7 protein-coding genes are annotated in these 14,092 nt (G+C 38.3%); 2 read left to right on the top strand and 5 right to left on the bottom strand.

Annotation, left to right across the window (positions count from 1 at the left end; all coding sequences use genetic code 11):
- Positions 1–3: 3 nt before the first annotated feature.
- From AB5542_RS02310 to AB5542_RS02290, 5 genes are all read right to left on the bottom strand, one after another.
- Positions 4–1,479: a RagB/SusD family nutrient uptake outer membrane protein gene (locus tag AB5542_RS02310; protein ID WP_279039606.1), complete on the bottom strand. Its 1,476-nt coding sequence runs from the start codon at positions 1,477–1,479 to the stop codon at positions 4–6.
- A gap of 12 nt (positions 1,480–1,491) precedes the next feature.
- Positions 1,492–4,602 (bottom strand): SusC/RagA family TonB-linked outer membrane protein, encoded by a 3,111-nt coding sequence (locus AB5542_RS02305; RefSeq protein WP_340278773.1) that lies wholly within the window; start codon positions 4,600–4,602, stop codon positions 1,492–1,494.
- 1,300 nt (positions 4,603–5,902) lie between these two features.
- Positions 5,903–8,197 carry a DGQHR domain-containing protein gene (locus tag AB5542_RS02300; protein ID WP_279039947.1) on the bottom strand — a complete coding sequence of 765 codons (2,295 nt, stop codon included), beginning with the start codon at positions 8,195–8,197 and terminating at the stop codon, positions 5,903–5,905.
- Positions 8,194–9,030 (bottom strand): DNA adenine methylase, encoded by an 837-nt coding sequence (locus AB5542_RS02295; RefSeq protein ID WP_279039945.1) that lies wholly within the window; start codon positions 9,028–9,030, stop codon positions 8,194–8,196. Before AB5542_RS02295 ends, AB5542_RS02300 begins: the two co-directional genes overlap by 4 nt.
- Before the next feature lie 215 nt (positions 9,031–9,245).
- Positions 9,246–10,991 (bottom strand): DUF262 domain-containing protein, encoded by a 1,746-nt coding sequence (locus AB5542_RS02290; RefSeq protein ID WP_279039943.1) that lies wholly within the window; start codon positions 10,989–10,991, stop codon positions 9,246–9,248.
- A 386-nt stretch (positions 10,992–11,377) separates the two neighbouring features.
- On the opposite strand from AB5542_RS02290, the gene AB5542_RS02285 reads away from it, so the two are divergent.
- The gene (locus AB5542_RS02285) at positions 11,378–12,868 is read left to right on the top strand and encodes an RNA-binding domain-containing protein (RefSeq protein ID WP_279039941.1); all 1,491 of its coding nucleotides are present in this window, start codon (positions 11,378–11,380) and stop codon (positions 12,866–12,868) included.
- Between the two features lie 139 nt (positions 12,869–13,007).
- Positions 13,008–14,057 (top strand): alcohol dehydrogenase, encoded by a 1,050-nt coding sequence (locus AB5542_RS02280; RefSeq protein WP_279039940.1) that lies wholly within the window; start codon positions 13,008–13,010, stop codon positions 14,055–14,057.
- The last annotated feature ends 35 nt before the right edge of the window (positions 14,058–14,092 follow it).

Below are 14,092 nucleotides of genomic sequence, written 5' to 3'. Positions count from 1 at the left end.
AATTTAACGATTATCAACTTCGCCGGAAGGCAAGGGTAACACGTAACGTTCTTCCTTAGCTCCATACGTGTTGGTATCATATCCATTCTCGTCACTGTTAATATTAATATACAGCCGTTTGTACATGAAAAATATTTGACCCTCTCCGATAAATTCCCGCAAATATTCCGAACGCAAGCGTTTCATGAAATCATCCTCCGAAACAACCGTTAATTCGGGCAATCCTCTCCGGGTTCGCATCTGGTTCAGCCATCCATAACGATCTGCCAACACGGGTTCACATTCTGCCGCTATATAATACGCCTCGCTCAACCGAATCAACGACATGAAGACTGCATAGAAATATTCCGTATCCGTTGTTCCGCTAGGCTTATCTATCCCCTTGTATTTGATCAAAGAATGCCCGCTCTCCCCCACACCGGAGGCAACTTGCCACCACGTTTGGAAACGGTAATCCTGAGTCTCACCTGCAAAAAGGCTCGTCCCCACGAAATCCTTTCTAGGGTGCAAGTAATTATTCCCCGCTTGCTCGGCACTGAAATAATTGGTATAAATGTCCACCCGGTCTTTCTTGTAAATCCCTGCCAGCACTTCCGAGGAGAACACCCGGTCGGGATTACTTTGGTTCGCCAACAACTTATTCGGGTCCACCGCCGGGAAATGTTCATTCACTTTCGAATCCGCTAACAGTTTTCGAGCCGCGGCCAATGCATTCGCTTGTTCTCCCGCGTACAAGTACACTCTAGCCTTCAACGCCAACACGGCATAATAATTCATCCGTAACTGACGATAACGCAGATACACCTCCTCGTCTTTTTCAAGAGAAGCCATCGGTCCATTCTCTATTACCGGGTCACTACCCGCCAGTAACTCTTCCGCCTCATCCAAATCCCGCAGAATCTTTTCATGTAGCACGGAATCTGCCGTCATCAACGGTAAAGCAACCACTTTCGATGATTCATTGTAGGGAATGGCCTCCGCCTCCGGATGCAATTTATAGACCGGACCGAATAACCGCAACATATCAAAATGCAAGAAAGCACGCACCGCCAACATCTCCCCTTTCAACACCCGGTACTCCTGTTCCTGTAACACACCCTCACTCTCGTCAATATTCTCCAACACCACGTTACAATTCAATATCGTGTTGTAAGCCGTGGTCCATGTACTTTCCAACGCTTTTTTCACACTTTCGTCCGTGTAAGCAAAGGTACTCAACGCTGTCAAGTACGTGTTCACCGGAAGAGGCTGGTAACGTTTCGAGATCACGTCCACCAACTCGTAGGAAAGATTCTTCCCGTAAAGAGCCGAGGATGCCATCTTGTTATATATCCCGTTCACCGCGGTATAAAAACCGCCTCTCGTGGCGAATAATTGTTTCTCCGATTGCTTGTCTTTCGGCTGCACGTCCAGAAAACTCGAACACCCTACACCACACACGAGTATGACCCCGGTCCAAATGATATTCCATAATTTCATAACCATTCATCTTTAAAAATTAAACGAAAGTCCTGCCTCCATGCTCCGCGCAAAAGGATAAGATATACCTCTCTCCGACCGGATTGTCGATGCCCGGAACACGTCACGCATGGAGAATTGTAGTTTCAGGCTACTCAAGCCGAGTTTCTCGATCCACCCGTTGTAAAACTCGTACCCCAGATAGAGAGACTCCAAGGTCAACACGTTCTCCGTCTGCACGAAACGGGAAGACATCGGAGTACTTGCTGCGCTGGCAATATCCTTGAAATGCACGATGTCCCCCACTTCCTGCCAACGCTCGTACAACGCCCGCTTATCCTGATTCTTGTTCAAATCACTCCTTGAAATATTTTCCACCTTGTTGTAAAGAGCCTCGTTGAACACGTCAGCCCCCATCTGGTAACGGAAATTCAAGCTCACGGAAAATCCTTTCCAGTTCAACGATGAACCGATTACCCCCTCCACGTCCGGACGAGTATTCCCGCAAATCACCTCGTCATCATAGGTAAAATCATACGTGTAACCGCCATCCTTGGCATAAAACAACTCCTTCCCGTTCGAGGGATCAATCCCCGCGGACTTCACCGCCCAAATATCATCCGGGTCTGCCCCGTCATAATACCTCACGGTATTTTCACCCTTTCCGCTAGCGTTCAACGTGGAAAGCTTGTTCCCGATCTTGTTTATTCGGGTTTTCTGTGTCCGCACGTTCGCCCTTACCATCCACGAGAAACGCTCCTCGAAATTCTGGAAAATATAATAAGACACCGATGCCGTCAAACCTTGTGATACCTGTTCTCCCGCGTTCGTCATGTAAGTGGATGTTCCGGAAGAAAGTGGTGTACTCACCTTGATCAACAACGGGTCGGTCACCTTGTAATAGTAATCCGCCGTCAACGAAAAGCGTTTATTAAACAGCGTCACGTCCAAACCGATATTCTTGTCCACCGTGATCTGCCATTCCAGATCTGGATTACCGATTTGTGATAACACGGCTCCCAGCCCGAAATAGTTCATCGAACCGTACTGGAAAGAATAGGTCAGCAAAGATTGCGCAGAGTCAAAACTCTGGTTTCCCGGGTTTCCTATTGAAGCCCGCAATTTCAACAAGTCAATCCATGCCACGTGATCCATGATAAACTTCTCCTTGTGCAAGTTCCAACCCAACCCGACCGACCACGTCGTGTTATACTTCCGGGAGGTTCCGAAAACCGATGAACCGCTTGTCCGCAAACTAAAGTCCATCAAGTAGCGATCATCAAAAGAATACCCCGTGTTAAAATAACCGTTCACCGAGCGGGACACGGATTCATAGTAGGTAGGCGTACCGTTTTCCGGGTAACCGTTCGAGAAAGAGGGATAAGAAAAATCTCCTTCCGGAAATCCCAAAGCCGAATATCCCTGGGTCAGTGATTTATCGCTGGAAAGATTTCCCCCGGCAACCAGGTTAATTCTATGTTTTCCCAGTACTTTCGCATACGTGACACTCAATTCCGCCTCCACTTGATTCTTTCGGGTATTCGTTGACCGGTATTCCCCTTTTTTGATGGTTTCCACATCTTCATAGCGGGTATCATTCCGGGAATAAAACTTCTCCGTGTCATCATTCCCGTAAGTCAATCCCAACCGGGCACGTACCCGCCATTCCGTTGTCGGGAAATATTCTGCCATGAAATAATTACTCAAGGCAAGATTCTTTCCCTCGTCCCGGCTATTTTGTTTCGCGTTCCACAGCGGGTTCGAGGCCTTGAAATAGTCATTATTTTCCAACCACTTATCCACCGTACCGTCATCATTATACTTCTTGTAGTACGGGTTTGCCTCCGCATACTCGTAGAAAGCCACGATCGGGTTCTTGTAATCCGTCGAGGTCAACGAGAATTTGTTAGAGAACTGGAATTTCGACATCCGGTAAATCAAATCTATATTACCACTAAGCACGCTCCTGTCAGACTTCTCCATCACCCCGGAAATCCCGTTATACCCCGCTCCCAATCCAAACAGGAAATTCCCTTCACCTCCCTGCACGTAGAGTGAATGTTTCTGGTTTACACCTACCCGTAAAGGTTCTGCCAGCCAGTACGTGTTCACACCGCTCTCGATCACCTTCAATTTCTCGTTATACAGTTCGTTCAATTTCACCTCGCTAGCCGTTGACCAAGAGGCCGGATCATATCTACCCGCTAATAATTCGAATTCCAACTTTTCCCTTGAATTCATCAAGTTATAACTCGATAAATCGGGTATCGAGATATTCATGTTCCCGTTGTAGCTCACCTGTAACTTCCCGGCCTCCGGTTTCACCGTTTCCACCACGATCACCCCGTTTGCCGCTTTTGAACCGTAAATTGCCGTCGACGCGGCGTCTTTCAAAATCGTGATCGAGGCCACCCGGTTAATATCCAGATCATTAATCGCTGCCAACGTTGACTCGAAACCATCAAGGATAAACAACGGCTGGTTCGGGTCAGCATCCAGCTCGTCTCGTAATCCCAACATGCTCGACTTCCCCCGGATTTCCATGTTCGGCAAGCGGTTCGGGTCCGAACCGAACTGGTTATCCTCGAGAATGGCGAAAGCCGGGTCCAAAGTCTTCAAGCTTTGCAGGACATTCTGCGTACCCATCGTTTTCAACTCGGCAGCCGAGTAAGTGGAAGCCGATCCCGTGAAACTTTCCTTCTTACGAGTGAAGATACCCGTCACCACCACGTCTTCCAGTTTCACGTCCTCTTCCCGCAACACGATCGTCAACTCCTTTTGTTCCGCCCCCACCTTCAACCGGGGAATCTTCACGATCTCGGTCTTCATCCCGATAAAGGAAACTACTAACGTGGCCGTGTCAGCCGGGATCAATAACTTGAATTTCCCGTCCACGTCCGTGGCCGTTCCCATCGACGTTCCCCCCAAACGTACCGAGACTCCCGGTATCGGTAGCTTTTTCTCGTCCACCACTTTTCCCCTCACTTCCCGGCTCGCCACACGGGTGGAATCCACCGTCCCGGCCCTCGTCAATAGCGGGAAGCCCAACAATAAAATCATAAATAACCGGATTGTCACGGTTACCGTACTTCGGTCCGACAGTAACTTTCGCTTAAAAACTTTCCTGTCATAAGTTTTTTTCATAACTTTGATTGTTAATTAATTTATAAAATTGATTTACACAAGGGGGTGATATTCAACGTTTCTCAGGCATAGAATACGCCCCTCTTTTATTTTTCAGTTACTTTGCGCACTGTGTTTCATGTCCATTATTCCATTTTATTCTTTTCTTTTAACTAAAACTACAATCCCTCTACTCTATCGTGTCATGACAATTATGGCATAACAAACTACCTCCTTGTCATTCAAAACAAAGATTCTATAAAAACTGATGAAGAAATACAAAGATCTGAACATTCCCAGCTCACAACACGAATGTTCGTCACGCCGACCTCGTTACAAGTACATGATGATACCTTTATACCATCCCTTTAAGACTAAAAATCAAAAGAATTATCGAAGCCGAACTTCCCCTTTTACACGCAAAGATACAATTACGATTCCCTCCCATAAGCCTTTTTGTTTAAAGATTAGGACGAAAAAAAACGGTTCCGTCTGTCCCGTTGCATAACACCACTCAGAGGCTGTGGGTGCATTAACACTCCACACGGGGGTACGGAACCGCCGTATGGAGTTAACAGGCAAAAAAAATGCCTGCTACACTGTGGCAGGATTCCCCACCTCTGAGTATGTTATGCATTGCAAATATATAAACATTTTTACAGAAAGCAAATATTTCTTTATTATTTTATAGTTGTAAATATTGCTGGATAGCAAATTTATCTACTAAATACTCTACACACACTTATTTCCATATCCTTCTAGATTTACCACCAACTTTTCATCAAAGAAAATACCAGCAAAAAAGCTTTAATATTTCCTGTTTTATTTCTAAGTGCTAGTTAATTTCATAAAATAAACACCTTAACTATTAATGAAAATATTAAACAACTATTTGACATCAGTGTAGCTTAACTAAACTATGAGGTCCCCATTCCAAATATCCTACCTTTTAAAGATTTTCTTGAATATGCTAAAACAAATAATATTACCAATCATAGAAGTAAAAAAATAACTATTCAATTGGAAATTCAATGCAAAACTTTGTCTCCAGAATTTTCCTTTTCGTCCTTATAGCACATTAAAAAATAAAACATAGACTATATACTGCATTTCATCGTAGAGGGACATACAAATATCAAAAATAAAATAGCAAGAAGCACTAGACCTTCTGCTATTTATATGAATTTACCGAATACACCTAATTAAAGACAAAACATATATCTAATTAGTAATAACCTAATTGGAAAATATTTTTCTATTTAAAGGACATTCGCATTTAATGAATTCTCCTATTAACAAAGGAATTTACAAAAGAATAAATTTAGTCGTAAACATCATCTTTCTTCAAAATCAACCAATCATATAGTTGTTCTAGAAAAAAATAATCATCTTCTGTAACATAATAAGAATGAAAATTTTGGTTTCTTAATTTCTCTAATCTAACCATCCAACTTGTTTTTGCATCTTTTCCTCCTGCTATTTTCTTTTCGTGTGGACGAGTATAAAATGGTTCAAAAATATTTTGCCAATTCTTCAAAGCTATCTCTCTATATGCTATAATATTGATACAATCCCACTCGGTACATTCGTCACACTCCTCTTCAATTTCTCTATTTTTCTGATACATTAACAAAGTTGCCGCTTCACCTATCTTTGATGGAACCCCTTTCTTAAACCAATTATTCCCATAATATAATTCAAGTTTCTCCTTAAAATCCGTTTTAAAAAATGTTTCAATCTCCCTAATATATTCAAAAGCTTTAGTATTATATACTTTTTCTTCTTTTCTTAAATAATCATCTAATCCTTCAGGATTGAAATCTGGACACTGTTCTCTAATAAATTTCTGGAGAGTACGCCAATACTTAACATCTCCACCAGTACCATAAGCTGTTTTCAAAGATGTAATAGTATCTTCGTCTACATTTTTATAAAACGTAACCAACGGGGCAAGATATTTTTCAACTTTCTCAAAAATAATATTCACATTATCTCTTTCCGATATCTCATTCATTTTCGTTAAATGGTCTATAATATCACTCAATATCATGATTATAGAATAGATTCCTTTATTTATTACAATTATTCCATCTGCCTTTTCCCATTCATCCTCTAATCTGTCTTTTAAAAAATCAAATGACAACAGCATAAATTTAGATAATTTCTCAAATGCTAGATCTAGATTTCCCTTATAAAATACACTATGTTTTTCGATTTTATCTTTTAATACTTTACCTAGAAATACACTTTTCTTTATTGCGTTATCTATTTGCTGGGTAGTAATTACTTTTTTATCTTCACCTATAGAAATCTTTCCATATAAAGCAGATGCTCGATCTTCACCTAAAAGAATAGCTATACGGGATCTTAATGCTGTCATTTGTTCTAAATAATTTTCAGAATTCCAAAGCAAATCAGCATTTAACGTATTTCTTAAATTTTTTGAAACAGCTTTTTGATTTTCATTTATTTGCATAAACAGTTTAACCTGTTCGTTTCTATCCAAATTCTCAAAAGCAACAACAGGAATTGTATTAGTTGCCTTATATTTTGAATTTGCATAACCATAAAGCCGATGTTGCCCGTCAATAATATAAGCAGAGCGATATCTTTTAGGTAAATATAAAAAACCCACATCAGCTATTGTTGAACAAATATTACTAGACTCCTGAAATTCTAGCTTTTTCTTTTTTCCTGAATCCAGACTAATAATAATTGAATTAGGAAAATATCCTTTATCTTCTTCCAGAAATTTATTTATTGCATCTAATCTACCTTTCTGAATAATTCGCTGATATGTTGGCATCATGTTAGTATTTGCTCTATTACGATGCAAAACATAACCTATTTTCAATAATTTTTCAGGTTCAATTGAAAAAGAGTAATACACATGCCCTCCCATTTTCCCTCTTATCGCTGGAATTTTATTATCCATCTCTGGAATTTCTTGATCAAAAAATAATGATCCAAGAAGCTGATATCTAGCAGCAATTCCTATTTGAGCATGCATTTTAATATAATATTCTATAATATCCTCATCAAAGTGTACTCCTCCTATTTTCTCAAGTATAAGTTTATCTTGCTCTACTAAAGCATAATTTTCTGTAGCCAAGATAAACTTGAACTTAAGTTTTGCTCCATCAAAAATATTATACAATGTTTTTCTTATTTCTCCTATATGCTCCTTTAATGTCTCTAATTTGTCGGCAAAATTACTTTTAGCATTTTTATCCACCGATTCACATCTAACTAGAACTATCGATTCTTGATCTTTAGCTAAAAGATCAAATGTTTCAAAACGAGAATTATCTTTTTTGTCATAAGATATATTAATCGTTTGATTTTGATTCAATAAATCAAAACCCAATGAAGCAAACAATACCCATATTTTATCAACTAAAAGACGTTTTTTCTCTTTTTTCAATTTTAACCTTATCTTTGTTTTAAACTCTTTATCAACTTCCCAACCTTCAGCAACATACTTTTTAATATTTTCTATCTGTTTGTTTGGAATAGTGGTATATATATATACATTTTTCCTTAACCTTATATCAGTTGTCTTATCTATATCAGAAATTAAACTTTCTATAAATTCTTGTTTCTCCTTACCATTCATAATATTATATTTGTAAAGACATATTCGTTAACTTGAGTCCTTTTTGCCCCCTTACCACCAATAGTACTAGGTCGTTGAACAACATGCAAACAGCCTAAGCCATTGAACAATTCAGCAATACTAGCATGGGCCGCATTCGTCAAAATAAAATAAGCATTAGAATCAGATATAAATTTCAACAAATCAGTTAATCTTTTTTGATCATCCCATGAGAATATCTGTTGATTATATTGTATAAAACCATTATTCTCATGAGCTACAGTATAAGGAGGATCTAAAAACACGAGATCATGAGCTTTTAAATTTTTTTTAACAATCTCAAAATCACCAGATTGAAATGTAACATCTTGAGATAACAAATCACTTATTCTAGAAAAATTACTACAATCTAACAAATTTTTTCCTGCTCGATATCCAAAAGGCACATTATAAAATCCATCTTTATTAACTCTATAAATACCATTATAAGATGTACGATTTAAATATATAAAAATAGCAGCTTTTTCTATATCATCTTTGGGTCTCACAGCTCGTATAGAATAATAAAAATCCTTTTCATTTTTATAATCCTTTATTAAATCAATTATTTTCAGCGAATTACTCTGTAATTGCCTATATACATTTATCAAATCAGAATTAAAATCTGAAAGGAATGAATGATGTCGAATTAAATTACTACTCTTTAGATATAAGAATATTGATGCTCCCCCTAAAAAAGGCTCGTGATAATCATTGAAATGTTTCGGTAAAAATTCAGACAAATATTTAATTAACCATCTCTTACCACCAGCCCACCTTAAAAAGGGCTTTTCTATTGTCGTTTCTATTTCCAAGTCTTTATCATTTTGCATATAACGTATCACAGTAATTTTTTATGGTTTAAAATTAGCAATTAATATTTTCATTGAAAAACATATTCTATATCAAATCTATGAATTAATAACTACAATAGAATTTATCCAATACTACATTTGATAACATAAAAATTCCAAACAAATTCAACCAATTGCAATGGTAATTTTACACATCACCAACACATCCTTATCCCTCACAATGTGCTAAATGCATCTTTCACCGTTTGAGCCATTAAACTCCTACGTTGTCTCAAAAACTCGAAGTAATTCATACGCTCCCAACCATCGGGTAAAGCATGCCAATAATACTGTTGCTTTTGTTGTTCCGGGGTTAATCGACTTAAATATTTAGGCAGATACTCGGCCGGAGCTGTATCTGCTATTTTTATGTTATCACTCCATTCAACTAACGCATAATTCGCTATCTGATTGGTTTGCTGTTGTTCGGTAATGCCAATACTTATCAAATATGCTTTCGGAAATAAATGATGTATTTCAAGAGGTGACTTTTTAGATCTTAAACCTTCCTGCAACAAATCATGAACTTTCATTTTTGAAAACAACCCATCCGCATTCAATATATTTAAAGAAGCATAGTAGGCATACATAGAAGGACTTATCGCAGATGAAGTAGCTAAATTGTTCGGCAAAGTAATATTCCAAAAATCATCTGTAAACTTCGTGTTTATAATATTTAAAAGAATATTTTTAAATTGTTCTACAGAATAAACACCTCGCAATTGAGACAAGTCAAACTCCATCTGGGATTCAGGAGATCCGGTATATCGTCCAGTTATGATACACATAAAAAACCATTGAGAAATGAGTTTCCGCAATTCAAACATATCCATCTTATACTCTTCCCGACCAATTAGGAACATCGTATAAACATAGATAATCGTCGTTTTCGAACTTATAATATCACCTTTTATGTATCCAGCTTGTTTGATACATTTCAAATATTCATGCCAATTGGTAACATCAAGAACCTTTTTATTAGCTTCTTTCAGTAATTCAAATTGTTTCTCCCTTCGTTCCTCACTAAAAGTACCTGTTTCTAAATCTTTTCCCCGAAGAATACTATATACATATTTCAATACAGCCCTCTTAAAGCATAATCCGACTGACACTCGCAACATTTGATCCGGACTAGGAGTTATGATGTAATTAAACGCAGAAGCCGCCTGCAGGTTGGGAGTACGAGTTTCATGACAGAATCGTTCTAAATCGGTTCTTCCTTCATCCCAAAAAACAGACATCAGAGTCAATATAAAATCAGCTTGATTCAAAGTTTTACCCTGGCTATTGATCCGCACGAAAATATCAGAAACTTCTTCTTCCGAAATATTCGCAGACAATTCCAAAGCCGAGAAAGAATAATGTTCTAAATTTTTTACATTTTGAATCGTTTCCCATATTTTAGCTTTTTCATCTTCTGTTAAAGCACGAGAAGCCTCTAAATTTTTTATAAAATCCCCAATAAAAATATGCGCTTTAAAATCCGGTTGCCATAATTTTGAAATATCTTGCACATACTCGGAACTTCGTCGAGAAGCTGCATCTGGAATCTCAAATTTTTCTTCTAAAGGTTTAAATGAAATTATAATATGTTCTTTATTAAAATTTTCTCGAATCACCTCTTTTCCTTTCATCACGGCAAAAATTGATGTCAATCGTTGCTGTCCGTCCACGATTAATAAATTTGGTATTTTCTGTTTTCCTCCCACACCTATATATTTACTATTATCAACATTTGCATTTGCCCATAACAATAAATAACCGACAGGATACCCTTTATACATCGAATCAAAAAGATCTCGCACTTTAATATCTTTCCATACAAAAGGACGTTGTATGTCAGGAAGTCCAATAACTCCCATATCAATATCGTTCACAAGAGCTTGTAACTTATAGTTTACCTCACGAAAAAGAGTTGCCATACCTTCGAATATTACAATTTACCAATCCTCATTTTTTATACACACAACAAATATCCCCTCTACAAATACGAAACGCTCGAACTAATTATACAAATTTAATAAATAAAACAAATATGCTAGCCTTTTTACAAAAAAAATAATATTTCAATTACAAAGCAATCATGTTCACCTTTCAATTTGTCCCTCAACTTGGGGGTGTATCCATAAAATTTCTTAATATACAGATTCTGATTCATCATCAATTTATCACATAAAACTTACTCTTTGTCTGAAATTTATAGTATTTTTGAATAACCTTTTCATTCTAATTGAGAAATTTCATGCAACTAGTAAACATTTTAAAGAAAAAACGAATAAATATCAAGGAACACTCATTAAATTAAGATATGATCACCAAACAAGAAATACTTCAACTCCTAAATGGCACAGAATGTCATAATGTAGAGCGGACAATATCCAAGAACGATATGGACAAGTTCTGTCAGGCGATATGCGCTTTTTCCAATGACCTTTCCGGCAATGGACAGAAAGGGTATTTAATGATTGGTGCACAAGACAATGGCAAACTAAATGGATTAAAAGTTGATGATGGATTATTATTGAAGATAGCCAATATTCGTACAGACGGGAACATACTCCCTCAACCACTTATAACTGTTGAAAAATTCACTTTTGAGACAGGTGATTTACTTGTTGCCGAAGTACAACCTTCTGAATTTCCTCCGGTTCGTTACAGGGGACGTGTTTGGGTTCGAGTTGGCCCTCGAAAGAGTATTGCTTCAGAAGCAGAAGAAAAAATATTGACCGAAAGAAGACTTTCGAATGTCCGTACCTTTGATGCCAAACCATGTCTTGGAACTTCTTTACAAGATTTAGATATATCACTTATCAAAAAAGAATTTCTATCTAAAGCAGTAGCAGAAGATATATTAACTGATGATAAACGCTCCATCGAAGAACAACTTGCTTCTCTAGGATTTTTTGATTTAAGATACAATTGTCCTACCATCGGTGCCATTATTCTCTTTGGAAATAATCCAGAAAGATATGTACATGGTTCTTATATACAATATGTACGATTCAAGGGAAAAGACAGATCTGGCGACATCATCCATGAATTCAAATTTGATGGAAATTTATGTAAATCTTTACCCAAGATAGATACCTTTATTGAAACAAGCGTATCTGCCAAACGCCCTATCCCGGTTAGTGTTTTACGAGAAGAAATTGTTTCTCAATATCCCTATTGGGCAACTCGTGAACTTTTGATGAATGCAATTATGCACCGTGATTATGATTCAAATGCTCCTATTCAGTTCTATGAATATGACGATCATATTGAAATACAAAATCCGGGAGGGTTATACGGTAAAGTTAGCCCGATAAACTTTCCAAACGTAAGCGATTACCGAAACCCATTTATTGCAGAAGCTATGAAAGTATTGGGATACGTAAATCGTTTTAGCAGAGGAATCTACAGAGTTCAAAAAGAATTACAGGAAAACGGTAACGGTAAAGCAATATTCGATTTTTCCTTCTATACAGCTTTCAGAGTTGTTGAAAATGTATCAAAAAAATACTTTGAGGAAGGTTTTGGGACTGATTCCCAAGAAACATCCAGAAAACATCCAGAAAACATCCAGAAAACATCCAGAAAACATCCAGAAAACATCCAGAAAAACAGAACGCTTCAGCAACAAATAATTGATGCGATACAATCAAATCCAACTATCACAAGAAAGGAATTGATCTATCTATTAAACAGTACCGAGGGAAGTGTAAAGTACCATTTATCTCAACTAATCAAAAAAGGAAGAATTAAAAGAGAAGGTTCTGATCGAACCGGCACATGGATCGTAATTGAATATTTGGACTAAAAAAGCTACAATTAAAATTTAGCTTTCTCTCCTAATTCAAACCTCCCGAAGTGTTCTTTTGAGATTTATACCCTATATTTGTAATTAATAAAAAGTGGTTTTTATTAATTGTAATAGTAAAGTATAGATATACGCCCCTATGTTAGCATACACCTACATCAGCAAGGAAAATTTCAAGCTTCAAGAGAAGCCGCTCCCCAAGATAGAAGATTCACGAGATGCTATCGTGCGTGTCACATTAGGCAGCATCTGCACCAGCGATTTACATATCAAACACGGAAGTGTCCCCCGTGCTGTACCAGGAATTACCGTCGGGCATGAAATGGTGGGTATTGTAGAACAAACAGGAGCTGACGTGACGACCGTAAAGCCCGGAGACCGAGTCACCGTTAACGTGGAAACCTTTTGCGGAGAGTGCTTCTTTTGCCAAAAAGGATTCGTAAACAATTGTACTGATCCCCATGGCGGCTGGGCTTTGGGATGCCGCATTGACGGGGGACAAGCCGAATATGTACGTGTCCCCTATGCCGATAGCGGACTAAACCGTATTCCCGATACGGTTAGTGACGAACAAGCTCTTTTCGTGGGTGACGTACTTGCCACCGGCTTTTGGGCTGCACGTATTTCTGAAATCACGGAAGACGATACTGTATTGATCATTGGTGCCGGACCAACCGGAATATGCACGCTACTTTGTGCGATGTTGAAGAATCCGAAGCGAATTATTGTCTGTGAAAAATCCCCCGAAAGGATTCAGTTTGTTCGGGAACACTATCCCGATGTATTGATAACCGAACCGGAAAAATGCAAAAAATTCGTCCTTGAGCACAGCGATCATGGCGGAGCCGACGTGGTACTAGAAGTAGCCGGAAGCGATGATTCCTTCCATCTTGCATGGGAATGTGCCCGTCCCAACGCCATTGTAACCGTAGTTGCCCTCTACGACAAACCGCAACTTTTGCCGTTACCCAATATGTATGGCAAAAATCTCACGTTCAAAACCGGCGGTGTAGATGGTTGCGATTGTGCCGAAATTCTTCACCTGATAGAAGAGGGCAAAATTGATACTACCCCACTCATCACACACCGTTTTCCATTAAACGAAATTGAAGAAGCCTATCGCATATTCGAAAACAAACTTGACGGAGTGATCAAGGTTGCGATAACAAAAGTTCATCCGGTAATTTAATATTACCGGATGAACCTTACATATATTTAAATATT

The organism is Butyricimonas sp. RTP31003st1_G1_RTP31003_210430, assembly GCF_040920905.1.
Classification (GTDB): domain Bacteria; phylum Bacteroidota; class Bacteroidia; order Bacteroidales; family Marinifilaceae; genus Butyricimonas; species Butyricimonas paravirosa.
The sequence above is the reverse complement of the archived record's forward strand: the minus strand, read 5'-3'. Positions and strand labels throughout refer to the sequence as shown.